22 protein-coding genes and 4 pseudogenes are annotated in these 25851 nt (G+C 56.9%); 18 read left to right on the forward strand and 8 right to left on the reverse strand.

Going from position 1 to position 25851, the window contains the following annotated elements:
- Positions 1-57 precede the first annotated feature (57 nt).
- Positions 58-534 carry a MarR family transcriptional regulator gene (locus tag JOE32_RS04840; RefSeq protein WP_003232707.1) on the reverse strand — a complete coding sequence of 159 codons (477 nt, stop codon included), beginning with the start codon at positions 532-534 and terminating at the stop codon, positions 58-60.
- A 192-nt stretch (positions 535-726) separates the two neighbouring features.
- Here JOE32_RS04840 and JOE32_RS04845 point away from each other — a divergent pair, with 192 nt between their 5' ends.
- The 10 genes from JOE32_RS04845 to JOE32_RS04890 all read left to right on the forward strand — a co-directional run bounded on the left by JOE32_RS04845 (position 727) and on the right by JOE32_RS04890 (position 9067).
- Positions 727-1857, forward strand: coding sequence for an amidase (locus tag JOE32_RS04845; protein ID WP_209981906.1), 1131 nt, complete (start codon positions 727-729; stop codon positions 1855-1857).
- Between the two features lies 1 nt (position 1858).
- Complete coding sequence (locus JOE32_RS04850; protein ID WP_209981908.1) at positions 1859-2389, forward strand: nuclear transport factor 2 family protein; 531 nt, start codon at positions 1859-1861, stop codon at positions 2387-2389.
- A gap of 86 nt (positions 2390-2475) precedes the next feature.
- Positions 2476-3099, forward strand: a complete 624-nt coding sequence (locus JOE32_RS04855; protein WP_209981910.1) for an NIPSNAP family protein — start codon at positions 2476-2478, stop codon at positions 3097-3099.
- 358 nt (positions 3100-3457) lie between these two features.
- Positions 3458-4630: an indole-3-acetate monooxygenase gene (gene iacA, locus JOE32_RS04860; RefSeq protein WP_209981912.1), complete on the forward strand. Its 1173-nt coding sequence runs from the start codon at positions 3458-3460 to the stop codon at positions 4628-4630.
- Positions 4631-4646: 16 nt separating this feature from the next.
- Positions 4647-5009: an IacB protein gene (locus JOE32_RS04865; RefSeq protein ID WP_209981914.1), complete on the forward strand. Its 363-nt coding sequence runs from the start codon at positions 4647-4649 to the stop codon at positions 5007-5009.
- Positions 5010-5029: 20 nt separating this feature from the next.
- Positions 5030-6304, forward strand: a complete 1275-nt coding sequence (locus tag JOE32_RS04870) for an aromatic ring-hydroxylating dioxygenase subunit alpha (protein ID WP_209981915.1) — start codon at positions 5030-5032, stop codon at positions 6302-6304.
- A gap of 15 nt (positions 6305-6319) precedes the next feature.
- Positions 6320-6796: an aromatic-ring-hydroxylating dioxygenase subunit beta gene (locus JOE32_RS04875; RefSeq protein WP_209981917.1), complete on the forward strand. Its 477-nt coding sequence runs from the start codon at positions 6320-6322 to the stop codon at positions 6794-6796.
- Positions 6797-6807: 11 nt separating this feature from the next.
- Positions 6808-7548, forward strand: a complete 741-nt coding sequence (locus JOE32_RS04880; protein ID WP_209981919.1) for an SDR family NAD(P)-dependent oxidoreductase — start codon at positions 6808-6810, stop codon at positions 7546-7548.
- A gap of 50 nt (positions 7549-7598) precedes the next feature.
- Entirely contained in the window at positions 7599-8558 is a 960-nt protein-coding gene (locus JOE32_RS04885; protein ID WP_209981921.1) for a PDR/VanB family oxidoreductase, read from the forward strand.
- 11 nt (positions 8559-8569) lie between these two features.
- Entirely contained in the window at positions 8570-9067 is a 498-nt protein-coding gene (locus JOE32_RS04890; protein ID WP_209981923.1) for a flavin reductase, read from the forward strand.
- A gap of 61 nt (positions 9068-9128) precedes the next feature.
- On the opposite strand, the gene JOE32_RS04895 is transcribed toward JOE32_RS04890, so the two are convergent.
- Positions 9129-10004: a LysR family transcriptional regulator gene (locus tag JOE32_RS04895; RefSeq protein ID WP_209981925.1), complete on the reverse strand. Its 876-nt coding sequence runs from the start codon at positions 10002-10004 to the stop codon at positions 9129-9131.
- A 114-nt stretch (positions 10005-10118) separates the two neighbouring features.
- On the opposite strand from JOE32_RS04895, the gene JOE32_RS04900 reads away from it, so the two are divergent.
- From JOE32_RS04900 to JOE32_RS04915, 4 genes and pseudogenes are all read left to right on the forward strand, one after another.
- Positions 10119-11246, forward strand: a complete 1128-nt coding sequence (locus tag JOE32_RS04900) for a muconate cycloisomerase family protein (protein WP_209981927.1) — start codon at positions 10119-10121, stop codon at positions 11244-11246.
- Between the two features lie 12 nt (positions 11247-11258).
- Positions 11259-11549, forward strand: coding sequence for a muconolactone Delta-isomerase (gene catC, locus JOE32_RS04905; protein WP_124377915.1), 291 nt, complete (start codon positions 11259-11261; stop codon positions 11547-11549).
- Between the two features lie 41 nt (positions 11550-11590).
- Positions 11591-12520 (forward strand): catechol 1,2-dioxygenase, encoded by a 930-nt coding sequence (gene catA / locus JOE32_RS04910; RefSeq protein WP_209981929.1) that lies wholly within the window; start codon positions 11591-11593, stop codon positions 12518-12520.
- Between the two features lie 313 nt (positions 12521-12833).
- A pseudogene (locus JOE32_RS04915) lies at positions 12834-13275 on the forward strand (Na+/H+ antiporter NhaA); the annotation flags it as partial.
- 128 nt (positions 13276-13403) lie between these two features.
- On the opposite strand, the pseudogene JOE32_RS24935 reads toward JOE32_RS04915, so the two are convergent.
- Positions 13404-13619 (reverse strand): annotated as a pseudogene (locus JOE32_RS24935) (Sir2 family NAD-dependent protein deacetylase); the annotation flags it as partial.
- The gene (locus JOE32_RS24940; RefSeq protein WP_245228974.1) at positions 13559-13864 is read right to left on the reverse strand and encodes a BPSL0761 family protein; all 306 of its coding nucleotides are present in this window, start codon (positions 13862-13864) and stop codon (positions 13559-13561) included. The gene JOE32_RS24940 and the pseudogene JOE32_RS24935, both read right to left, overlap by 61 nt.
- A 1678-nt stretch (positions 13865-15542) precedes the next feature.
- Here JOE32_RS24940 and JOE32_RS04920 point away from each other — a divergent pair.
- Complete coding sequence (locus JOE32_RS04920; protein ID WP_042944669.1) at positions 15543-15824, forward strand: helix-turn-helix transcriptional regulator; 282 nt, start codon at positions 15543-15545, stop codon at positions 15822-15824.
- A 133-nt stretch (positions 15825-15957) separates the two neighbouring features.
- On the opposite strand, the gene JOE32_RS04925 is transcribed toward JOE32_RS04920, so the two are convergent.
- Both JOE32_RS04925 and JOE32_RS04930 read right to left on the reverse strand, forming a co-directional pair.
- Positions 15958-16317: a hypothetical protein gene (locus JOE32_RS04925; RefSeq protein WP_209981930.1), complete on the reverse strand. Its 360-nt coding sequence runs from the start codon at positions 16315-16317 to the stop codon at positions 15958-15960.
- 311 nt (positions 16318-16628) lie between these two features.
- Positions 16629-17367: pseudogene (locus JOE32_RS04930) on the reverse strand (hypothetical protein); the annotation flags it as partial.
- Between the two features lie 776 nt (positions 17368-18143).
- Between JOE32_RS04930 and JOE32_RS04935 the strand changes: the two are divergent.
- Positions 18144-19016, forward strand: coding sequence for a hypothetical protein (locus JOE32_RS04935; protein WP_156792485.1), 873 nt, complete (start codon positions 18144-18146; stop codon positions 19014-19016).
- Between the two features lie 122 nt (positions 19017-19138).
- Here the strand turns inward: JOE32_RS04935 and JOE32_RS04940 are convergent, their stop codons facing one another.
- Entirely contained in the window at positions 19139-21424 is a 2286-nt protein-coding gene (locus JOE32_RS04940) for an AAA family ATPase (protein ID WP_209981932.1), read from the reverse strand.
- Positions 21425-21635: 211 nt separating this feature from the next.
- Here JOE32_RS04940 and JOE32_RS04945 point away from each other — a divergent pair.
- Both JOE32_RS04945 and JOE32_RS04950 read left to right on the forward strand, forming a co-directional pair.
- Positions 21636-23001 (forward strand): annotated as a pseudogene (locus tag JOE32_RS04945) (IS1182 family transposase).
- Between the two features lie 340 nt (positions 23002-23341).
- Positions 23342-23773, forward strand: a complete 432-nt coding sequence (locus JOE32_RS04950; RefSeq protein ID WP_057010038.1) for an SRPBCC family protein — start codon at positions 23342-23344, stop codon at positions 23771-23773.
- A gap of 192 nt (positions 23774-23965) precedes the next feature.
- Here JOE32_RS04950 and JOE32_RS04955 read toward each other — a convergent pair whose 3' ends face one another.
- Entirely contained in the window at positions 23966-25843 is a 1878-nt protein-coding gene (locus JOE32_RS04955; RefSeq protein ID WP_209981934.1) for a methyl-accepting chemotaxis protein, read from the reverse strand.
- Between the last annotated feature and the right edge of the window lie 8 nt (positions 25844-25851).

Below are 25851 nucleotides of genomic sequence, written 5' to 3' on the forward strand. Positions count from 1 at the left end.
GCTTGTGCGAGCCTGCCAGGGAATTGGTTATGCGCGACAGGCTGTGTCGCGGCTGGCCTAGGGTTCGCCGAGGTTGTTGAACACCGTTTCGAGCATGCGGTTCAGGCGCTGGATCTGCGCTTCGGTCATGCCGTTGAAACTGCGCTTGAACACATCACCGGTGGCCACTTGGATGCGTTCGATCGCTTCGCGCCCCTGCGCGGTGATGCGCACCTGAGTGACGCGGCCATCGTCCTCGCAGGGCGCGGTGTCCACCAGGCCGTCTTCCTTCATGCGATACACCGTTTTGGTGATGGTCGAAAGCTTGGCGATGGCGTGGGTGGAAATTTCCGAAATACTCGACTGGCCGTTCTCCTTGAGGATGAACAGCACTCGCCAGCGCGAGATGTCCAGGCCGATTTTCTTCAGAGCCTTTTCCATGTACTGGCTGTAGCGGCCATGCACCATGGCGAGCCAGTAGAACGGGAAATCTTCTTTATGAAAGTCTTCACTGCCGGGGTCGTAGCGGCCTGCGTGTTTTTTTGGTGGGCTCATGATGTGCTCATGTCGAGGGAGGCGAGCAATCATAGACTTTTCTCGTGAATTGGGCACGGTTATTGATCCGTGCGATCCACGCCGACATTCAGAAATATAATTGACAATTCACGTAATATTCGGTGAGTGTGAAAAAAGGAAAGGGCGCATCGGGCGCCCCCATTCCGCAATTCGCACTGAAGGTAACGTGACATGACCCTGGTGATTGAACAGCTTTCCCTTGGCGGCGATGGGCCGACCGTAATGGTCAAGGACACCATCGATATCGCCGGCCTGCCTACCCGTGCATCGAGCCAGGCCCTGGACGATGCCGCGCCGGCCGCGGCCCATGCCGAGGTGGTGCAAGCCCTGTTGGATAAAGGCTGCCGCCTGGTGGGCAAGACCAGCCTGCACGAACTGGCCTTTGGCACCACGGGGATCAATCACTGGGTCGGCACCGCGCCGAACCCGCGTTTCCCCGGGCGTATTCCAGGCGGATCCTCCAGCGGTTCAGCCGCCGCCGTGGCCGCCGGGCTGGCGGATTTTTCCCTGGGCACGGACACCGGCGGTTCGGTGCGCATTCCCGCCTGTTGTTGTGGCGTGTTCGGTTTTAAGCCGACGTTCGGCCGGATCAGCCGCCGTGGCGTGATGCCGACGCACAGCAGCCTTGATTGCGTCGGCCCGTTCGCCGCGAGCCTACCGATGCTGGTCACGGCCATGCAGGCAATCGACCCAGACTTCAAGCCGGCACCGGCACCGGCGCCGGCCGCGCCGCGCCTGGGCATTGTGAGCGTGCAGGCCAGCGCAGCGGTACAGCGCGTGATCGCCGCGGCCATCGCCGACAGCCGTCTGCCCACCGAAATCCTCATATTGCCGAGCCTCAAGGCGGCCTATGACGCCGGCATGGTGGTGATCAACCGCGAGACCTTCGACGCTTGCGGGCACTTGTTGGACACCGGCAAGGTGGGCGCCGACATCGCCGCGCGCCTGGCGGCCGCCGGCAACACCACGGCGGCCGCGCTGGCCGAGGCCGAGCAGGTGCGCCTGCGCTTCACCGCCGAGGTCGATGCGGCGCTGCAGCAGGTCGACGTGCTCGTGCTGCCGACCATGCCGGAGTTCCCGTTGACCCTGGCCGAGGCGACCGACACCCAGGCAGTGCTGGGCATGACTGCTTTCGTGCGCCCGTTCAACCTGTCGGGGCACCCGGCGTTGAGCATCCCGTTGGCCAGTGCCGAGGGCCTGCCGGTTGGCCTGCAATTGGTAGGGGCCAAGGGCGCGGATGAGCAACTGCTGGCCATCGCCGGTCGCCTGCTTGAACGCCTGTATAGCGGGCATGAGGTGTGAGATGAGCACGACCATTCCCCGCCCGGACCTAGAACAACGCCTGCGCCGTTTTGAAATCCAGGACAGCGCGCGCGCCTGCATGAACCGCTACATGGTGCTGTGTGATGCCCTTGACGCCCACACGCCGCTCGACGAACTGGCCGGCCTGTTCACCGAGGATGCGGTGTGGGAGGGTAAGGGCGCCAAGTACGCCCAGAGCTTCGGCGGTTATCGCGGGCGCGAAGCCATTGCCGCGATGTTCGCAGGCTACATGAAAACTCCGGCGCACTTTGCCCTCAACGTGCACTTTCTCACCAGCGAACTGATCGAGGTGCAGGCCGACGCCGTGCTCGGCAGTTGGGTGATGCTGCAGACCTCCACCTTCGCCAGCGGCGCCTCCCATCTCAACGCCGCGCGCCTGAGCGTGCGCTTTGCCGAGGAAGACGGGCAGTGGCGCATGGCGCATTTCCAGACCGAAAACCTGTTCAGTCGCCCGGTGCAGGCATGGAACAGCGACGCCGAGCTGCCGGTGCCCAAGCCTGCCGCACAGTGAGCGGTAGCGCGCACTGATAACCTCACCCTTTCCCACGACTGCCCCGCAAGGGCGGTCGTGCCGTGCGCGTAGCGCTGGAGATTGCCATGAAACACTTCGAACTGTTGACCTTCACTTTACGGGTGCGCACCGTGCCGCAAGCCTTGCCGCGCCTGGAGCAGAGCTTGCGGGAGACGGGCGAGGGCGTGCATTTGATGGGCTGCTGGATATCGGAAATCGGCTCGCAGAACCGTATCGCGGTGCTGCGCGGGTTCGACGATGGCGGGTGTCGCGAACGCGAGCGCGAGCGCTATTTGTTGGCGTCCGATGGTTTTGCGATTGGCGAATTTCTGCTTGAACAACAGGTGGATGACTACAGCGCCTTTGCCTTTGTCGATCCACTGCCTCCCGGCATTCACGGCCCGTTCTATGAATTGCGCGAATACAACCTCGTGCCCAGTGGGCTGACGCCAACATTGCGCGGTTGGGGCAAGGCCGTGGAGCGGCGAACCGGGCCGGACTATTCCCAGGTGTATGCCGCTTTCTATGCCACCAGCGGGCAGATTCCGCGCTATCTGCACATCTGGCCCTACAGCTCGCTGGAGCAGCGTCTTGAAGTGCGCACCCGCGCCGTGGCCGAAGGCGCCTGGCCGCCGGAAAATTCCGCGCCGCAACTGCTGCAGATGCACTCCACGGTGTACCTGCCGGCGCCGTTCTCGCCGTTGCGCTGAAAAATGGCACAGATCCGGTGTGGGAGCGGACAAGCCAACTCAAATTTTTTAAAATAACAAATTAATCAAAAAAATTTAGAAGATATCCAAGGTTCAATTCAGAGCATTACTCAATAAAACAGAGACATAAGTCACTATTTCTTTTTGTTTTCCGAAATTATTTACGTGATTAGTCGTGTTTATAAGCGCGACAATTCAATTGACAATTCATGTAATTGCGCTCAAATTCTCCCCAACGGCACCCACAAAAACAAAGGTAACCGCTATGCCGATCCATCGCCCTCGCTCCGCCCCGCGTCTCAGCTCGACGCTGACTTCCTGCCCAGCCCAATACCGTTCCTGACAACGGAGTTAATCTATGCATTCGCTTAAAAAACCAGCGGTTGATACGGTGAGCGCGCTTGCCAGTGGCCCCGCCTTCGAAGCCTTGCTTGTCGATGTGCGTGAACGTGCCCGCACCGGTGAGTTCGACCGTCAGCGTCAAATTTCCCTGGACGTGATCGAGGCCTTCAAGCAGCACGGCGTCTACCGGGCACTGGTGCCCAAGCGCTTTGGTGGCCTGGAATGTTCGCCTGCCGAGTTCTGCCAGGTGATCGAGCGCATTGCCCAGGCCGACGGTTCGGCCGGCTGGGTCGCCAGTTTCGGCATGAGCCCGGTCTACCTCGCGGCATTGCCACTCGAGAGCATCGCCAAGGTGTATGCCAACGGCCCGGACGTGGTGTTCGCTGGCGGCATCTTCCCGCCGCAGCCGGCTGAAGTGGTCGAGGGCGGTTTTGTGGTCAATGGTCGCTGGAAATACTCCAGCGGCTCCCTGGGCTCCAATATCGTCGGTGTCGGCATCGCCCCGAAAAACGGCGATACCTTCGGCCTGCCGCGCATTGCGGTAATACCGCGCAGTGCGATCCGCATCGACGAAACTTGGGACACCGTCGGCCTGCTGGGTACCGGCAGCCACGACCTGGTCGCCGAAAATGTGCGGGTCAGCGAGGAGTGGACCTTCGTGCGCGGCGGCCTGCCCAACCTGGACGAACCGTTCTTCCGCTACCCATCGCTGTCATTCGCCACCCAGGTGCTCTCGGTGGTTGGCCTCGGCGTGGCCCGTGCGGCACTCGATGCCCTGGCCGACATGGCCAGCGGGCGTGTCTCGGTCACTGGCGCCCCGGCGATTGCCGATCGGCCCCTGGCCCAGGTCGACATTGCCCGGGCGGAAGCCGAGCTGCGTGCCGCGCGGGCGTTCTTCTACGAATCCATCGACCGCGCCTGGGACTACGTCCTGGCCGGCGACGCGGTACCCGTGGCCGCGACCAACCTGCTGCGGCTGTCGTCGACCCATGCCACCCGCGTCGCCGCCGATGTGGCGCGTACCGCGCAAATGCTCTCGGGCATGAGCGGCGTGTACAACGACAGCCCGCTGGCCCGCTGCGTCAACGACGCCCAAGTGGTAACCCAGCACGCCTTCATGGGCGACATCACCTATCAAAACGCCGGAGCCATGTTCTTCGGCAAACAGCCTTTGCCTGGCTACCTCTAACCGTCGAGGAAATAAAATGAGCGATAAAAAGACCTTGCGCGTGCTGTTCTGCATGGGCATCAACCAGAATTTTTTCGATGCCGCGCGCGACGAGCAATTGCAGGTGTGGGCAGCGTTCAGTGCAATGTGGAACGGCATTCACGACCTCGCCGGCGTCAAGGTGCTGGGCAACATGGATGACGACCAGAGCATGGTCGGGCCTTCCGATGGCTTCCCCTGGACCACCTACCTGCTGGCCGACGTGCCGGACATCGAGACCGTGCATGCCGCCTGCAACCTGTTTCGCACAACACCCGTGGGAGATGGCCCGTACAAGCTGTGGCGCTACACCAAGATCGAAGCCCGGGTTGGGCGCGAGCTGATCATTCAGCGTACTTGATGCCGACGAGGACACTCCCCATGAGCAAGCTGATTCCCGCAGTAAACCTTGAGGTCGACCCCGCCGACCTGGTGCAGGCCGACCGCGTCCACACCTCGATGTACACCGACGCACAATTGTTCGACGCCGAGCTGGAAAAGATTTTCTACAGCACCTGGATCTGGGTCGCCCACGTCAGCGAGATCCCCGACAACGGCAGCTATAAAACCACCTATATCGGCAAGCAGCCGGTGATCGTGGTGCGTGACCGCAAGAAAGACGTGCACGTGCTGCTCAACCGCTGCCGCCATCGTGGCGCCACCGTGTGCGAACACAAGAAAGGCAAGACCAACAGCTTCGTCTGCCCGTACCACGGCTGGGGCTACGCGCTCGATGGCTCGCTGCGCGGTATTCCGCACCCGGAAAGCTACGGCGATTGCATCGACAAGGCCGAGCTGCCGCTGGTCAGCCTGCGCACCGAAGCCTATGCCGGCATGATCTTCGCCACGTTCAAGGACGACATCGAGCCGCTGGAGGACTACCTCGGCGCGGCGAAGAAATGGATCGACCTGTTCATGAAACAGGGCGCCGGCTATGGCATCAAGGTTCCGGGCGAACACCGCTTCCGTTTCCCCGGCAACTGGAAGATCCAGTTGGAAAACACCACCGACGCCTACCACTTCCCATTGGTGCACAAGAGCTTTCTGTCGTCGGTGGATGAGCAGACCCTTGAACTGTTCGACTTCGTCAAGGGCCCCGGTTACGTCGAGGACCTGGGCAACGGGCACAGCGTGATGGTGATGATTCCCGACCTGGTCGACCTCGAGGCCGACCTTGATAAGCCCATCCCCGAGCGCTTCGAAGGGCTGGCGGCCGAGCTGCGTGACGAAGGCATCGAAGAGCAACAGGTGCGCCGCATCGTGCGTGCGGTTGGCGGCACCGGTTTCAACCTCAACCTTTTCCCCAACGTCGCCTGCTCGATGGCGTTTTTCCGGGTGCTGCAACCGATTTCTGTGACCGAGACCGAAATCCACCACTCGGTGATCACCATGGACGGCGGCCCGGCCGTGGCCAACCGTTACCGCCTGCGTCTGCATGAACACTTCCAGGGCCCGATGGGCTTCGGTACGCCGGACGATTCCGAGGCCTGGGAACGGGTACAAAAGGGCGCCAGCGCCGGTGAAGACCTGTGGATCATGCTCAACCGCGGCCTGCCCGGCGAGCAGGTCAGCGCAGACGGACGGGTATCCGACGTGAGTGCCGAAACCGGTATGCGCGCCGCCTACCAGCAGTGGAAAAAGATGATGTCGGCCTGATCCGTGGAGAACCTTATGAACCTGCAATTACTGCAAGAAGTGACCGCTTTCATCTGGCAGGAAGGCGACATGCTTGACCACGGTGAATACGACGGCTGGTTGAAGATGTGGACCGAGAAGGGCACCTACATCATTCCCATCGACCCCAAGGAAACCGACTTCGAAAACACCCTCAACTACGCCTACGACGACCATCATATGCGTGAGTTGCGGGTGCAGCGCCTGACCGGCGGCGAATCGATCTCCACCAGCCCGCAACCGCGCACCGTGCGCATGCAGTCGCGGTTCCGGGTGTTGGCCGATGACGGCGCGCAGGTAACGGTGCGCTGCGCGCAGAACATCCGTGAGTTCCGCAAGGAAAGCCTGAAGTTCTACAGCGCCGACCTCACCTATGAACTGATCCGCAGCGAGGGGAGCTTCAAGATCCAGCGCAAAGTGATCAGCCTGATCAACAGTGACGATGCCCTTGCCGGTATCGGCTACATCCTTTAAGGAGCGCCGACATGAGCCAGATCGCATTGGTGACCGGCGCGGGCCAGGGCCTGGGGCAGCATTTCTGCGCCAGCCTGCTGCTGGCGGGGTACTTGGTGGTGGTCACCGACCTCGACCTTGCCGCCGCACAAGCCTGCGCCAAACAGTTGGACCCGGCCGGTGAGCGCACGCTGGCGCTGCAACTGGATGCCGGCAGCAAGGCCGATTTCGAAGCGGGGCTGGATCAAGTGCTGGTGCGTTTCGGCGCCCTGCACGTGGTGATCAATAACGCCGCCGTGACCAAGACCACGCCGCTGATGCAGATCAGCCCCGAGGAATTCGACGCGGTGGTCGGCCTGAACCTGCGCAGTGTGTTCCTCGGCTGCCAGGTGCTGGGCGCGTACATGGCCGAGACCGGCTATGGACGCATCATCAACATGGCCTCCCTGGCCGGGCAGAACGGCGGTACCGCGACCGGCGCGCATTATGCCGCGAGCAAGGGCGGCATCGTGACGCTGACCAAGATCTTCGCCAAGGAGTTCGCCGCACGCGGGGTGACGGTTAACGCTATTGCTCCAGGCCCTATCGAGTCGGCGGCAGTGCGCGCGGCGATTCCGGCCGAACGCCTGCCGGGCCTGCTGGCCAATATTCCGGTGCAACGCCTGGGCGATGCGGATTTTCTCGGTGACTTGATTGTGCAGTTGGCACGGCCCGAAGCCTATTTCACCACCGGGGCGACCTGGGATGTGAATGGCGGCCTGTTCATGCGCTGACTGATAGCGGCCGCCACGGCGGCCTTTGCGAACTCCATGGAATAACGGCCATGACTGAAGAACTGTTGGACGTAGTCGTGCGCAAGCGCGAGCTGCAAGGGGACGGCGTTGTCGTCCTGGACCTGACCCGTCGTGACGGCGCGCCGCTGCCGGTGTTCGATGCCGGTGCGCACGTGGACATCCATATCGGCCCGGGGCTGGTGCGCCAGTACTCACTGTGCAGCAATCCTGCCGACCCTAGCCTGTATCGCTTGGGTGTGCTCAGGGACCCGGCTTCGCGGGGTGGTTCGGTCGGGGTGCACGACACCCTGCTCGAAGGCCGCGAGGTGCAGATCAGTGTGCCGCGTAACCTGTTTCCACTGGCCGCCGGGGCGACGCGTTCTGTGTTGCTGGGTGGCGGTATCGGTGTCACGCCGATGATCGCCATGGCCTATGCACTGCACGCGGCCGGCCAGACCTTCGAACTGCACTACTGCGGGCGTAAGCGTGGGCGCAGTGCGTTCCTCGCGGAACTGGCCAGCGCACCGTTTGCCGCGCAGGTGTTCACCCACTTCGATGACGAAGGGGCCGAGCAGAAGCTCGATCTGGCCAAGGTGCTGGGCAAGGGTGAGGCCGGCGTGCACATGTATACCTGCGGCCCCGCAGGCTTCATGGACTGGGTGATCCAGGGCGCGCGCAAGCAGGGCTACAGCGAGTCGCACATCCACAAGGAATATTTCCAGGTGGAAGTGGACAGCTCGGGTGGCAGCTTTGAAGTGGTGGCCGCACGCAGCGGCAAGACTGTGCAAGTGGCCGAAGGGCAGAGCATTCTCGCCGCGCTGGCCGAGGTCGGCATCAAGATCGAGATCTCCTGCGAGCAGGGCGTGTGCGGGACCTGCCTGTGCGACGTGCTCGAAGGCGAGCCGGACCATCGCGACGTGTACCTCACGGACGATGAAAAGGCCGGCAATGACCAAATTCTAGTGTGCTGTTCACGAGCCAAATCCAAAAAACTCGTGCTGGATATCTGAGGGGAACGACCATGGTAGACATAGGCAGCTTTCGCAATGCAATGGCCATGCTCGGCGGCGCCGTGACGGTCATCACCACCGATGGCGAGGCGGGCCGGTTCGGCTTTACCGCCTCGGCGGTGTGCAGCGTCACCGACTCACCGCCCACGCTGTTGGTGTGTATGAATCGATCTTCGCATTCCAACGAGCACTTCAAGCGTAATGGCACGGTGTGCGTGAACATTCTGCGTGGCGATCACCAGGACATGTCCGGGGCGTTCGCGAACCGGGCGCTGAGCATGGATGAGCGCTTTGCCGTGACGCAGTGGACCACCCTGGAAAGCGGTGCGCCAGTGATGCTCGACGCGCTGGTCAACTTCGATTGCCGTATCGCGCAGGTACACGAAGTGGGGTCCCACAGTATTTTCTACTGCGAGATCCAGACCATCCGCCAGGGTGAGGCGGAAGAGGGCCTGGTATATTTCAACCGCGCCTATCACCGCCTGGGTGAAGCCTCCAAGGCTTGCTGAATGCCATGTTCGCTGGAGGGGCGAACGGCAGCCGAATTCAGACAAGCCCGACCAGAAGAACTCAGATCAATTCTTCCACCAAGTGCAGGCAATGTGTGAGCCCCGGCGACTGGTCATTCACCCGCCGGCTCAGAATGATCGGCGAGGTCGCGGTGGCTTCCACAATCGGCGTATAACCTATATCTGCCCGATGCAGCACCTGCACCGAGGCCGGCACCAAGGTTACGCCCATGCCCGCGCCGACCAGGCCAATGGCGGTTTGCAATTCGTTGGTCCATTGCGCCACCTTGAGGCTCAGGCCATGGGCGTCGAACAGCGCGATCACATGGTCGGCATAACTGGGACGCGGGTTGCCGGGGTACAGCACAAAAGGCTCGGCGGATAATTGCGCAAGGGTAGCGGGCGCGGCGAGCAACGGGTGGCCGGCGGGCAATACCGCCACCAGGCGGTCCTCCACCAGGACGCGCTGGACGATGGCCGTGTCGTCAATGCGGATCCGTCCGAATCCTACATCGATCCGCCCGGCCTTGAGCGCTTCGACCTGTTGCAAGGTGGTCATCTCCGACAGGCCCAGCTCCAGCTCCAGCGCTTCATGGGTACGCAACCGCCGAATCAGCTCCGGCAATACGCCGTACAGCGTCGAGGGCGCAAAGCCGATACCCAGCCAGGTCTTTTCACCCAAGCCGATGCGCCGCGTGTTCTCGCACACCTTGTTCAGTTGTTCCAGCAACACATTGGCGTGCTCATAGAAAAACCGCCCGGCCTCGGTCAGCCGCAGCGGCCGGCCGCGTTCGAGCAGAATCACCCCCAGTTCATCCTCCAGTTGCTGGATCTGCCGGCTCAAGGGCGGCTGGGCAATGTGCAGGCGTTCGGCGGCGCGGGTGAAGTTAAGGGTTGCCCCAAGCACCTGGAAATAACGCAGGTGACGTAATTCCATGATCACTCCTTTCATACCCTAAGGGTATTGTTCGAGACCCATTTTATATTGGATGCCTTGAAAAATAGGGAACAGAATCGGCTTAAATCTAAAAGTAACTCAACAGGTATCACCATGCCCATTTGCGCCATAGAGTCGATCGAGACGATCATCGTCGACCTTCCCACCATTCGCCCGCACAAGCTGGCGATGCACACGATGCAGAACCAGACCCTGGTGATCATCCGCGTGCGCTGCGCCGACGGTATCGAAGGCATTGGCGAGTCCACCACCATTGGTGGCCTGAGCTACGGCAATGAAAGCCCCGACAGCATCAAGGTCAACATCGATCGCCATTTTGCGCCGCTGCTGATCGGCCAGGACGCCAGCAATATCAATGCGGCCATGTTGCGCCTGGAGCGCAGCATTCGCGGCAACACCTTCGCCAAGTCCGGCGTCGAAAGCGCCTTGCTCGATGCGTTGGGCAAACGCCTGAATCTTCCTGTGAGCGAACTGCTCGGCGGTCGTGTGCGTGACGCATTGCCGGTGGCCTGGACCCTGGCCAGCGGCAACACTGAAAAGGACATTGCCGAGGCCGAGAAGATGCTCGACCTGCGCCGCCACCGCATCTTCAAATTGAAGATCGGCGCCGGTGAGGTCGACCACGACCTGGCCCACGTGATCGCCATCAAAAAGGCCCTGGGCGACCGCGCCAGTGTGCGCGTGGACGTTAACCAGGCCTGGGACGAAGCGGTGGCATTGCGCGCGTGCAAGGTGCTGGGCGACAACGGTATCGACCTGATCGAGCAACCGATTTCTCGCTATAACCGCGGCGGTATGGTCCGGCTCAATCTGTCGAGCCCGGCGCCGATCATGGCGGATGAATCCATCGAATGTGTCGAGGACGCCTTCAACCTGGCCCGTGAAGGCGCGGCGTCGGTGTTCGCCCTCAAGATCGCCAAGAACGGCGGCCCGCGCGCGGTGTTGCGCACGGCCGCGATAGCGGAGGCGGCGGGTATCGCCCTGTACGGCGGCACCATGCTCGAGGGCGGTATCGGCACCCTGGCTTCGGCGCATGCCTTCCTCACGTTGAACAAACTGGCATGGGACACCGAGCTGTTCGGCCCGCTGCTGCTGACCGAGGACATTCTTGCCGAGCCGCTGGTGTACCGCGATTTCCACCTGCATGTCTCCACCGCACCGGGCCTGGGCCTGGCCATCGATGAAGAGCGCCTGGCGTTCTTCCGTCGTGACAAACACTAAGAGGCAACTGCCATGTTGTTCCATGTGAAAATGACCGTGAACCTGCCTCTGGACATGAACCCCGAGCGCGCGGCCAGTCTCAAGGCCGATGAGAAAGCTCTGGCGCAGCGTCTGCAACAGGAAGGCAAATGGCGCCACCTGTGGCGTATCGCCGGGCATTACGCCAACTACAGCGTGTTCGATGTCGACAGCGTGCAAGACCTGCACGACCTGCTGATGCAACTGCCGCTCTACCCCTATATGTCGATCGAAGTGAATGCCTTGTGCCGGCACCCTTCGTCGATCCATGAAGACGACCGTTAAGCCTGTCACGCACCCAATAATTACAAGATGAGGAATGCACCATGTCCATCCGACTGTCCCAGACCGCTCATGCACAACAGTTTCTCGAAGAAGCCAGCGGCAAACTTAACGACGCAGGCAACCCGCGCACCAAGGCGTTGGTGTACCGGATTCTGCGCGACACCGTGAACATCATCGAAGACCTGGAGGTGACCCCCGAAGAATTCTGGAAGGCGGTCAACTACCTCAACGAACTGGGCAAGAACCAGGAAGCCGGGCTGCTCGTCGCGGGGCTGGGGCTGGAGCATTACCTGGACATGTTGATGGACGCCGCCGATGTCGAGGCCGGCAAGACCGGTGGCACACCGCGTACCATTGAAGGCCCGCTGTACGTGGCCGGTGCGCCGTTGTCCAAATACGAAGCGCGGCTGGATGATGGGACCGATGCCGCCGCGCCGCTGTTCATGCGTGGTCAGGTGCGTGACACCGACGGCAATCCCCTGGCTGGCGCGATTGTCGATGTGTGGCAGGCCAACACCGGCGGCACGTATTCCTGGTTCGACAGCAGCCAATCGGAGTTCAACCTGCGCCGGCGCATCGAGACCGATGCCCAGGGCAACTACCGTTTTCGCAGCATCGTGCCGTCGGGCTACGGCTGCCCGCCGACCGGTCCGACTCAGCAACTGCTCGACCAACTGGGGCGCCATGGACAACGGCCGGCGCATATCCACTTCTTTATCTCGGCACCGGGTTATCGGCATCTGACTACGCAGATCAATCTGTCGGATGACCCTTACCTGCATGACGATTTCGCCTATGCGACACGCGATGAATTGATCGCCGAAATCCGCTTCAGTGACGATCAACAGCTGGCGCGGGAGTTGGGTGTGGAAGGGCGCTTTGCGCAGATTGATTTTGATTTTGAGCTGCAGGTGGCCGCTGCACCATTAGAGCAGAAGCGCATGCAGCGCGTTCGTGCGCTCGAGGATTGAGCGCGGTAGGGCAGGTGAGTACCTGAGTGTTCGGGATTACGGTGTGTCGGTCAGTCTATCGACCGATAGATCGCAACGGGGGCGCAAGCAGACTTTAGTTGCATTGCCTGGTCAGCGGATGCCGGCCAGGCTTGGCGCAGAGGCTTTTTGGAGAAACTCAGCCGAATTGATCTGCATATTCAACTACGGCCTTAGACTTCCTGCTACGTGTTAGCTGATAAGAAAAAATTGCCAGCCACATGAACCAGCCTGGCATCACCATCAAGACGACGCTCAGCTATTTCGCGGCTGAGTACCGTGCACTATTCGCCAAGGGTGGGCTATTCCTGCAGCGACCGATATCGCGTTTGCCTTGGGCGTACTGTCGCTGCTCGGTAAACGTGTTCCCATTTCGTTGAAAATCTTTCTGTCCGCGCTGGCGATTCTTGATGACCTTGGTGCTGTACTGATCATCGCCCTGTTTTACACCAGCGGCTTGTCGGTCAGCATGTTGCTGGCCTCACTGAGCGTTATTGTGTTCCTGGTGATGCCCAACCGATTCGGTGTGACCCGGCTCTGTCCTTACCTGATAGCGTGCAGTCTCCTGTGGTGTAGAGCTGCTGTGCGGAATTGGTTTCACAATGAGCCTGTTCATCGGGGCGCTGGCCTTCCCGGATAACCCGCATTTGGTCGATGAGGTGAAGGTTGGGGTGCTAATGGGCTCTATTCTTTCCGCTGTCCTCGGTATTGCTGTTCTTTTGAAGGCTAAACGTTAATCCTGAGTTCATCTGTCCGTTGAGAGCTGCATGATGGATGAGCATCCAGTCGCGCCTGCGGGTTCAGGCATCATCAGGATATTTCGAACGCTTGAGCAACCCGAGATAGCTTCTCGGCAGAGCCAACATAAATAGCGAGAGGATGTTCGGAAAGCCTGGGCCGTTCCCAACCGCTCAGGATCGTACCTTTCTCAAAGGTCTGTGAGTTTGTCACGGAAAGTCGGAATCCCACTTTTAACAGATATGCCGGCGCCGGTAAAAAACACAACCTTTCGAGCGGCAGTCACGGCTTTGATCGCGCGATCCCAGCATGCCCTTTGGAAGCTTTGTCGGCTGCAGCGCAAACGAACGGGGTGTGGTAGCTGCTATCGATTGCGGAGCTGAAGACTGGGCCCATCGGGGACACGTCAGTATCTGACGCTTCTTCAATCCGTCCTGCCAGAAGCACCTGAAACTGAGATGGATAGTGACGCAGGAGGAATTTGGCGTCACGGCGTACCCTTTCTGGCATCGATAAGTCTCGGGAGAGCTCGAGCAGAAACTCCCCCGTTTGGATTACTGCCCGGGTACGTTCAATCGGCATGGTCATGTTTAAGCCCTCTTAGTCATCGTGCTGCCGTAATTAGGTGCTCACGCTTGGCGAGTGCTTCCCATGATGTCTTGACCTACAGTTAGTTGACGTGCCGTATCGGCCACACAGAGAACATGCTACTAGGTTCCTTAGGCTAAGGCCCCTCGTGCGTGAGTGCTTGGACGAAATCAATCGGCGTTATGCTGCGCAACGGACTCCTGTGCAGAACACGTTAGCCATGCCCGAAGTGAAGCCACCAAAACCCGACAAATTGCCAACATCGCCCACCATCAGCGGTCCTTGGTTGCGTGTTTGACAACATCCATTGACTTGGTGAGGGTCAAAAGATCTATGGTATTTCTTACTGAAACGTTATCCCTAGATGCGTGGATCAGCCGGCGAGCCTTCAAACCGGTTCTAGTTCGAATCCGTCTAACAGGGCTCGGTCCAGAAACCTGTTCTGTTTATCAGATCTGTTCCGAAGCAAGCCCTGAGCATGCTCTTCAAAATCTGCTTTCATTTTCCACTTGAGTGTCTTTACTTTTCGTCTCCCCTTCATTACCCCCCCCTTTTTTGAGTTTCAAAAGTCATAGTAATACTAGGTGCATCAAGCACTGCTGGAGACTATCTCCAACGCAGAAAGCGAGTAACTCTTCTTAATTTGCCGAACACGCGGTGAGCGGCAGGGTTGTTGTGCGTTGGAGAAAATTCCTCGCTCTGGAAGCGCTGTGATCAAATTCGATGCAGGTCGGTGCTTGAATCGCATGCGACCGCCTGGCGAAGTCTGATGCGAACGAGTGCTCTGTGAAACCACATCATATCTCCATGTTTGGTATCCATGCGGTTATTCAGCCAGCGCTGTCTAGTCAGCGCGTTAGCCGAGGAGGTCATTCAGGTCGGAGTCATTGAACCAGCAGTGACTACGACGGTATAGCAAGCTCAACTATCTCGGCTGACCTGTAGCGGCCAGCAGGCCTGAACATGCAAAGTACTAATAGAGCGGTTGATGGAAGCTTATATTTCTCACTGTCTCCCTAAGGGTCCAAAAAGCTGGGTATTGGATGCTGCCGAATAGTTCTCTGATAGCTGAAAGTTCTGTTGTTGAAGGTGCCTGGGACAATACAACACCCGTGATTTCTTTTTCCGACGAAGATCCAGGTCACCCAGTTTGTAACTGGCTGAAGCAGTTCGGTAAACGACCGCGCTTTGATCAGTAGAGATGCCGTTGAAGACGGTAACGCTCTCTAGCTCCTCTAAAGTCCAGTAGGTACGACCGCTGATGGACGGCGGGCACATCATGTGAACATGCCTAATCTCTACGTCCGTGACTGCAGCTAGGTAGTACTGTAATTCGTAAGCACAGTTGAGTATGGCTGCACGATTGGTCTGCCCCGTGTGCAGGGAGATGATAGTGGCAATAAAGCATAGTCCCTCCATTTCGCCGTGAGTCCAATTCCGTACCTCACGCTGAGCGGGGTCATAAACAAAAATCAATTAGGGCACCCTGACTGGTAGAAGGCATCGGTTTTGGAAAATGCACTGCTTGCGATGGATAGAAAAAAAGCCCACAGCCGCGCTAAGAAATTTCCCTTGCAGGTTTGCGTTGCCGCAACGCAATTCTACCGAAATGAACACTATAGATTGTAGCCCTATAGTGAGCAAAAAGGCTTCATCGTTCCTTTTGCGAGGAATGGTCATGGAAGTGAAGCAGGCGTTCGGGATTGCGCTCCGAAATGCCAGGGTTCGTCGGGGCTTAACGCAGGAAGATTTCTACGACATCAGCAGTAGGACCTACATCAGCACGCTAGAGCGCGGGCTCAAAAACGTTACCATTGACAAAGCAGCTGCATTGGCCGAGCGCACTGGCGTTCATCCTCTCACTCTGATAATCGAGACTTTCCTGATCCTCGACCCAACAGTTAATCTAGCCTCCCTGATTAGACAGGTGCAGGAAGAAATGGAAGCGGCTTCTAAGTGAGGGGCGGTGGGGTCATAATTGGGGGGTAGAGGAGAGGAGCCGCACAGCAGCCCAAGGAGTCGAGAGCGCAGCCAGGGCTTCTGAGCCCGGTCAACCGAGGGCTGAGCATTAATTGCCTGTTCAGTCCCCTAGATCAGGCCTCACGATTCTGAGTATGGCGTAAAGCTGCAGACTTACCTCGTGCAAGTATGAGCTGACTGTCCAGGAGCACATCGGTCACTTCAAAGTATTTGCCTTGACTGTCCTTGCGCCGATGGAGGATCTGCTCACCCTCAAGATTGGTGATGGCGTAGGCATGGACAATGTCTGAGCGTTCGGCGTTCATCGTCTGAAACAAGTCAGCCGCCAATTGTCCAGGTGCGACGACACCGGGGTAGGACAGAGCCGCTTTCTCCACAGCCTTTCGAAAGGCGTTACGCAAACCTGCGCGCATCTGCTCCTCAAGCTTCGTCCGGTTCAAAGTGGGATCAAGGTGGCAGGTAACCTTGGCCATGAAACTGGCGATCTAGGCGAAACCGTACCAGGCAAAACCCAAACGAAACAGGTGGGCATTGCTACCAGGTAAGGCCACGCGGCCAAGGCTTTTAATGGCCTCGAATTCTGCATCAGTGCTCATGGTTTACCTATCCCTAGACGCGCCTCCAGTAGGCGGCAATTGTCTTATCATTCAGCGATGCATGATGCGCGCGTTTTCGGGAGCCTAGGTGATCCCGTGAATGGCTACTCTGTAAATGACAACCGTGCATCAACTATGCACAGGTCGCAGCCTAGGACGCTTGCTAAACGTCCTTGAACCAGAGAACACTGCCAAACTCCAACACAAATCCCGATCCGCGCGCCAACGAGGGCAATCGCTTTAGCTAATCTGCCTTCGAAAATACGGTCAAGCGCAACGCCGAAACCTCTTGAAGCGCTTCTAAATTTTCCGGTTACCATTTTCCGGATGGTGGAGTTCAGAAATTCTACCTTCGACAATGTTGAGTTGTGCATCCTGATGAACTCCTTGTTCTCGAAGGCCTGGATCTCCTCTTTCCCCTCAAGGAAATGCCGGCGAATGCCACCGTTGAGCTCCATTAGGGACTTTATTTTGGGGTGGTGCGCGTAACCAGAGCCGCAGCGGTCGGCCAGTAGGTCATTCAAATTCAGCCGGCGCTCCACGGGGATGACGGAAGCATCCCTTCCGCCTAATACTCGGTACCGATGCTCAAGGTGTTCGAATCCGTAGGTAAGGTTTCGCATATTCCAGTGCACCCAGTACTTGTCGCGCCTGTCACGGACGAACTGATAAAAACCGGTTAGCAACTGGAGTTCTACCGCGTCGAAATTCCCGAGAACGTCTTTCCGTCCGATTCGAAGCTCTTCAGCGATGGAATGCGTGGAGAAACTAACGGCCTGACCGGTAGCGTAATGGCAATGGAGGTGATACGGGGGAGAGGCCTTCGTTATCGTCGTACAGGCTCTGGCAGGAGTAGTGAATGGTGTAGAAAATCTGAGGGGCCTTCTTGACCTCTCGAATGAATGCGCCGCTATCCGTAATGCTCATTGACTCTACTCGCGGTCAGTCGTGCGTCGAGGCAGATTACTCAACGCTTCCGCACCGATGTTGGAGCGGAAATCTATTCCCTGTAATAAAGCCTGTTTCAGCGTAGCACGACGGCGACAAGGTGGACTGACGTCACTCCAAGTCGCCATAAATCAATGCTGGCCGTCCAAATGGGTAATTGCACTGATTTGACCACCTGTTTACATTCGACTTGACCAGCCATTTGCATCGGATGTGACCAGCGCACGGCTACGTCTTGACCGGCAGGAAACGGCCCAGGCTGTGTAAAAACGTTTTTGAGCGCGCCAAGTGCTCAAAACCGGACTGGAAATCGCGTTTCTACGCGAAATCCACATCTGCAGACGTGCCGATAAATTTCAGATTTAACGTAGACGCGCGCACTTCAATTTTAACGAAGAGTTTTTACACACTCTGGACCCATTGCGGTCATACGGGCGAATCATGAGGCAGACTTATACGCCTTCAGCACCCTGCCTCAGAATTCGCATCAGCAGTCTAACAACGGTGTCTTCGACGGCTCCTTCACCGGCGCCCCTCTCAAAAGCGGCGCAACAAGCCGATGCATTAGCGCGTTTTTACACACTCTGGGCCAAAAGCGGACCTCGGGTTCAAGCGGGTATTCTCGAAGGTCTATTTTTAGACTGACTCCAACGGATGGAGATCATCGCAATCGAGTATCAAAACTTTCAAAGCATTACCGAACTCAGCTAGGGTTGTGTAGCGTTCCCTTCATTGTCTCTTTCCGGAGGTCTCCAATGCCTTTCAGCACCGTCGTTCTGTTTAAGTGCCCTAGTTGTGCGCACACCAGTCGGACCTTAGTACCTGCTCCCGACACAAGCTGGCTTGAAGGGGCTTCCACTCGAAATGCTGTGATTGACTGTGACCATTGCGGAAAGCGTTACGACGTAACTGTGAAAAAAACTCCCTACAGGTACGAAGTCAAGTTAGTGGACTACCAACATGTTGAGGTATTCTCCAGTGAGCTCACAGAACTTTCCGATTCGCAGGCCACCAGCTCTGGTCAGAATAACGTCCGGGCGACTGACGATCCGCTATTCGAGTTCTTGTCGAGCTACACCCATATGACTGAGGTGCTGCATACGTATGGTATTGGCGGATCAGGATTACTGAAGAGCTCTGCTCCGGAAATTAATAAATTGGTGCTATCTGGACTAATCAGCGCAATGGAGGCTTACCTTGCCAACACACTTATGGCACTTGTGGCAGAAGAGATAGGCGCAACTGAGAATCTTCTCTTGAAAGAGGAAAAATTGTCTTTTCAGAAGATCACCCTTTTTGAGGCATGGAATGAGAGTTTGACGGTAGAAAGACGTGTCCAGGACTACTTGCGAGATCAGATCTATCATCGGCTGGGAAAAGTTGAGCAGCTTTATGAGATTGCATTCAATATTCAGATTTTCCCAAGCCTTGAACTTAAAGAGCGACTTCATCGTGCGGTTGCTCTTCGGCACGATATCGTACATCGTAACGGGAGAAGCCTCCAAGGCAAAGAGCAGGAATTCTCGAGTATTGCGGTCCTAGCAATGATGAGAGATATCCATGACTTCGTTATGCACGTGAATAATCAACTCTTCAAAGCGCTCATCGATGCCCAAGAGAATGAATAGTCTTGAGCTTTTTTGGACGCTTCTCACAGACCACCTTTGGCCGTTTCCTGACTTCAGCAGAGGTAGCTCTCTGCCAGGAGCAGTCACTCACTTGCCATATCAGATGGCACGCCGAAGGTGCATTACACCGTTCCGCGATAAACCAAAAACAGTGCTCTCTGGCTATAAGTAAGAAGTTCGGATGTAGTAACAGGCAGAGTGTCACAAATCCCAGGGTTAGTATCGTGATGGAATTGGCCTGCATAGCCATTGATATCTTTCAGTTCCTCCACAAGCGGGGAGGCGAAGTTTAAGGGGTCAGTGGGGAGCACAGTCCCTATATGTGCAAGTATTCCGCCAAACATTAGGTCCCTAGGCACCAGACCTGGGAATCGTCTGTGCAGGTATCCTTCGAGAAAAGGTCGGATCGCTTTAGCCACCATTCGACTATCTTGGGGAGTACCAGCACAGAACTCCATTAGCAGCCTGTGGTGTCTGTAGAAAGATGACTCACACTCCTGCTCCACGTTGAATTTTGCTAACTGGCTATAGCCGTCAATTGAGTGTTGCAATTGCAGCACCTCTAAGGCAGGCAAGCCCTTCTGAATGAGGACCTCCTTCATATCTCGGATGAAGAAAGGATCATGCGCAAGTACGATAAGCTGTTCAGCACGAGTGCTGATGATACGAAGTATCTCTTTGGTTTGGGACTTACGATTGGTGTCTAGGCTGCACATTGGATCATCGATAACTACAAGCTTTTTCGCTAAGTCCGAATCTGAGTTGACCGTGGCAATAAAAAAGGCAAACGCCAGAGTCCGCTTATCCCCCTCACTTAACGCCGTAGCAAATTTTGGCGTGCCGTCGAGTGTGATGGACATTCCACGAAGAGATAGACCGTATTCACTTCGTAGGCCGCCTCGGAAGTTAGCGTCCATTTTTTCAATGCTGAAAGAGGCCCCAAATCTTTTCAAAATCTGGTTAATCGTCTTTTGAAAAGCCGCTAGGGTTGTCGTCATCTGGTCATTAAGAGTCGCACGTGCAGCCTTCTTATTGGACTCTGCCTCTTGCGATCTTTTCTTTATATCAGCTAATAGTGTCAATAGATCGGCTACCTCTTTTTTTCCGCGCGTCACGCTCAGCTGTAATTTCATTACCTCTTGATTAATTGCGCCGACATTCTCCGTCGTCAACCCTCCACGAAACTCATTAATCAGCAACCGTGCCCGCTGAATCTGTGTGTTAGTTTCTCGAGCGCGCTTCAAAACCGTATCCCAACGCTGTTGAGCGCTGGCTTTTTCATCGCTGCTACCGATTGGCTCTAGTGGTCTGTTCAATTTGGCTTGAACCAAGCTGAGCAAGCTGGCACGAACCGCGCCTATTTCGATTTTGGCCTGGTCTATGTCGAAGTTAGGACTATCGATTTGTACCTCTCCCGCCCATAAGGCGATGGAAGCAAAGGCGTTGGCTGTTGCCATCGCTAACTTATCAATCACAGCCTCGGCAGTTCTTGTTTGAACTCCTCGCTCGAGCATCGACACGTTGCTCTTGAGCTGCTCATACTCCTTGTTGAAATGAGTTCGGTAGGCACGTACTAATTCGACATTAGTAGTGGGTTGAGTACAGTAAGGGCAGACTGAACCATTGTCGAATTCCTGGCCCTCACTGATCCATCGTTCGAGTGAGGGATTGCGCATGTGGGCAATATGTGCCGAGACTTTCTGCTCTGCATCTTCCTCAACGTCCCTCAATGAAAGATTGAGGATCTTGAACAGGGCATCCAAGTCGAAAGACGGCTCTTGAATGTCTTCAGGGAGGGGCCGCTTAAGCACTGCATCGATGTTTTGTGCAACCTGTAAGCGCTTTCTTAGGTTATCAATCAGAGGTTGTGCAATTGACTCCGTAGTTGGTGCCAACTTCTGAAATTCTTGGAAGAGCATCCCTTGATGATAGCCAGCAAGCTGAGCCGTCGTACGAGCGAGTTCTGCGTTGGCTTCCAATGACTTTTTGGTGGCTTTTTCCTCCTCGGCCCTCGCTTTAACGGCGGACGCGCCCAATGCAAATTGCAAGAGGTTTTTCCGCTGCCCTGGCGAAACGATACCACCGGAGTGCACATTTTTTTCTATGAACTCCGTGTCAAAAACAAGAAGCTCTGGCCGTGATTCTGACCATTTGCCTTTGGTTAAAGTGACCTTATGTCCACTACCGAATGCTAAAGATACATTTGGTGCGCTCGAGCCATCGATTGTCTTCCGATCGAGAAGTACTGAGGCGTCCCCGTCCGCAACTGATCGCAAGACGCTGGCCAGAGTGGATTTTCCACGTCCATTGTCCGCATAGATCAACTGCGTTTTTGAAAGTTTGAATGCTTTGCCGTCTACATCGTGAAGTAGCCCGATACCGCGAATCCATTCAATTCTTTCGAGCACGATCGCGTCCTTTTAGTGGCAACTGAGAAATGAGAGAAAGCCAGTGTAGTCCATGCCATGCAGGTGCATGGAGAGACGAGACGGTCCTATTCCACGAATTGAGTCGCCCCTATTTCCTAGACACCCGTCAGAGGCTGCTTCTGGCCGATTCTGTTGAAAAAGTAGCTCCCCTGGCTGGCCTCCGGCAAAATCTCCGCATTGGCCGGAGGGGATCACACAGCATGATGGGAGTGGGCAGGAGCGACTGTTTTACTCGTTCAACCTTGAAGACCACATCCCCGCCAATCACCTTCTGCGCAGCATTGATCGATCTGAGCGACATGCGCCATTACCTCTCCGATCTCTATAGCCCGATTGGACGTCCGTCGATTGATCCTGAACTGATGATCCGCATGCTGATCGTCGGCTACTGCTACGGCATCCGCTCCGAACGGCGGTTGTACGAAGAGGCCCATTTGAACCTGGCGTATCGCTGGTTCTGCCGGTTGAACCTTGAAGATGAAGTACCCAATCACTCGACGTTTTCCAAAAATCGACACGGCCGTTTTCGGGACAGTGATCTGTTTCGCTGGTTGTTCAATGAAGTGCTGCGTCGCTGCATGGACGCCGGTCTGGTCAAGGGCGAAGGCTTTGCCGTGGACGCCAGCATTATCAAAGCAGATGCGAGTCGGCAGCGCGGCGTACCGGGAGATGAACAGGTCAACTAGAGCGATCCATCTCTGAGCACCCGCGCCGTGCATGAGTACCTTGAGGTACTCGATGAAGAGGCTCTGGCCGAAACGCTACCGAGGCGCCTGTCGCTGACTGATCCTCAGGCCCGCTGGACCGCTGCTCCAGGAGGCCCAGCTTTCTACGCTTACTCCACGAATTATCTGATCGATACCGAGCACGGTGTGATTGTGGATGTGGAATCCACACCGGCTCATCGAACCGCAGAAGTCGAGAGCACCAAGACGATGATCGAACGGGTCGAAGCGCAGTTCGACATCAAGCCGGAACGCCTCATTGGCGACACCGCTTACGGTACAGCGCCGATGCTGGCCTGGATGGTGGAGGAAAAAGACATCGAGCCGCATGTGCCGGTGTGGGACAAAACCGAGCGCAAGAACGACAGTTTTTCGAGTAATGATTTCCACTGGAATGAAGCGGCTGAGGAATACCGCTACCCGGCCGGCAACCCATTGCGCAGCGAATGGCGAGCCTTCAAGAACGAACGCTCACACCTAACTAAAGCCAACACCATCATCTTCCGATCCAGACAAACCGACTGCTCGACCTGTCCGATGAAAGCCAAGTGCTGCCCGAACACATCGGTTCGTAAGATCGCCCGTAGCGTTCATGAAGCGGCTCGTGATGTGGCTCGGCGAATCGCGAAGACGCCGGAATATGTGCGATCTCGTCACGAACGTAAAAAGGTCGAAATGTTGTTTGCCCACCTCAAGCGCATCCTGAAATTGGATCGCCTGCGGCTCCGTGGCATGAGTGGCGCGACGGATGAATTCACGCTGGCCGCTGCGGTGCAGAACCTGCGACGGCTGGCCAAATTTTCATCTCAAGGGCCACCAGTCATGGGATAGGGGCGCCTGCACCAAGCAAAAAACCTCAAATTAGCCCAATAACAGAGCAGCAAAGGTCACCGAAGGGCCGAAAAACCACTCAATGTGGTGAGTAGGTTCTCCGGTGGTGGTCGTGCCTGAGTTCAGGCCATTTGAAAATCCGACTTTTCCAACAGAATCGGCCGAAAGCTGCCCTTCGCAGAGAACCCCAGCCCTCAGCTTGCTTACATATTAGCGAGAACCTCTCATCGTCGCTGAAGGGTCAAATAGCGCCGGCTGGCTCGCTTCCTCATGCGTATACGAAGTTGATAATTAGTATATGTGTGTTTAGGATAAGCTCACTTAAAAAAATGGAATTGACATGTCCAGTCCCATTCAAGCCAGTGCTTCATATAGTCACGAAACCAGCGCATCTGCGGCGACAGTCTGGGCTTTTTTTGAAGACGTTCAGCTATGGAAGGACTGGAACGCGGGCGTCTATTCATGCGTGCTTGAAGGCCCGTTCATCCAAGGTGTATGGATGACCATGGTGTTGCCTGACCAGCAGGTTATCAAGTCGCAACTGGTCGAGGTCAATGCGCCGATTGGGTTTACGGATGAAACCGTGCTTGGCGATGTAACCGTTCGCGTCAAGCACGAAATCATTGCGCTCCCGAATGGAAACCACTCAATCGTCTATTCGATTGATGTCACGGGAGAGGATGCCGAGGATATCTGTGCGCAAGTGTCATCCGACTTTCCTGACGTCCTACATGCACTTGTAGTCCTGGCAGAAAGTACTCTGAGCGTGTGAGCCGAGCGTAGCTGATTTAACCCATACTCAGTTAGTCATGTTTGTATTGAGCACCGGGTTCATAAAAGCCGCATACCCAGGCGCGCATTTCGCAACTGAGTGGCAGCCGATCCGAACGTCGCCTTGATGTCATTGGGCGTAATCTGTTGCTCAGATTCCAGCTCCACCAGATGCTGTTCCTCCACGCCACTCTTACACCCGAAAAGAACCAACGAGCTGAGACAGGCCGGAGAACTGCAACTGCAATTGTTCACAGGCCGCCAGCGTGGCATTCAGGCTGTCGACGGATTGGCCGTTGAGCGTGTTGATCTCAACGATGTCAACGTTGAGCAACTCGATCACCGACGTCTGCTCCTCGGTCGCGGCCGCCACTGACTGGTTCACGCCATCTATGAGCGTGATGCCCTGGGTCACCGCATCAAAACGTTCACCGGCTTGCGTGGCGATCGAAATACTCTGCGCGCTGTACTGCTGGCTTTCATCCATGGTGGTCACGGAGGAGCGGGAATCCGATTGAAGTTCTTCAATCATTTGCTGGATTTCCTCTGCCGAAGACTGTGTCCTGTGGGCAAGGCTTCGGACCTCGTCGGCGACGACGGCGAAGCCGCGGCCGGCTTCTCCCGCACGGGCGGCTTCGATGGCTGCGTTCAACGCCAGCAGGTTGGTTTGTTGGGAGATGCTTTTGATGACTTCGAGGATCCTGCCAATGTCGACAGTCCTGCCATTCAGGACTTCGAGCCGGCCGGAAGCAGTGTGTATTTTTTCGGACAGCTCGTTGATCGCTGCAAGTGTCTTGGTCAGGACGACCTGGCCTTCCATCGCCTGGGATTTTGCCGTCGACGCCTGCACGGAGGCGGAGGAGGCATTCCTGGCGATTTCCTGGGCGGTGGCGCCCAGCTCATTGAGCGAGGTGGCGATGCTGTTGCTGCGCTGGTTCTGTTCGTCGCAACTGCTCAGCGACACGACGGAACTGCTGTGCACCTGTTCGACCATCTGATTCAGATGCCGAGTGGTGGAGGCGACTTCGAGCATCGAGCGATGGATTCGCTCGACAAAGGTATTGAAGGATTGCGCGACGGTACCAAATTCGTCGCGGCTTTGCGCGGACAGGCGCAAGGTCAGGTCACCTTCACCCTCGGCGACCGTTTGCATCGCTTTGCCCAGGGTTCGCAGGGGCCTCATCAGGACGTGCATCAGGCTGCCGAGCAAACCAACGATGATGGCGACGGTGATGAGCGTTGCCAACACGGCAGACTTGCGCAACTCGCCCAGGGCCGCATACGCCTTATCATGATCGATGGAGATGCCGATATACCACTGCGCGCCCGAGAGCCCGCGAATCGGGGTAAAACCTATGATCTGTTCACGGCCATCGAGCATGACGGTGTTAAAGGGGGGCTCCAGTTGGGGAGGGTGGTCGCCATAGACCTCAGCGAGGGTTTTCATCAAATGGTCACGGTTTGGGCTGACCAGGATCTTGCCCTGGGCGTTCACCATAAAGGCATAGCCCAGCCCACTGAGGTCCAGGCCGCCGATCATTTTGGTCAAGGCATCCAGGCTAAGGTCACCGCTGGCGACGCCAATCAGTTTGCCATCGCTGTTCAACGGCGTATTGATTGAAAGCACCAGTTGTTGGGTGGACTGGCTGACGTAGGGCTCGCTCAGGTTCAGCGTGTTACTCGTCGCCGTGTCTTTGTACCAGGGGCGGGTGCGTGGGTCGTATTGGGCGGGCAGGGCGGTCACCGGTTCCATGACCACGCTACCGTCGGCCAAACCGATGAAGTTCTGCAGAAACTCACCCGCCAGGGCCTTTTGCGAGATCAGCGCTTTGATATGTTCCGGACGCGGATCCAGATCGATGTTCTGGCTCAGGTTCTGAATCATCAGCAAGCGCCCTTCGAACCAACTTTGCACATGGTTGGCGGTGCTTTGGCCGCTATCGCTCAAGCGCGCCTGCAGAGTGTTCATGATGTAGCGCTCTTGAAGCTGCACGCTGTAAGTCGAAAAGGCAGCAAACGCCAGTGTGACGACCGAGACGGCGGCCAGCAATATCTTATGACTGAATTTCATCGGCAATG

It is taken from the genome of Pseudomonas sp. PvP025 (assembly GCF_017832155.1).
In the GTDB taxonomy this organism is placed as follows: Bacteria; Pseudomonadota; Gammaproteobacteria; order Pseudomonadales; family Pseudomonadaceae; genus Aquipseudomonas.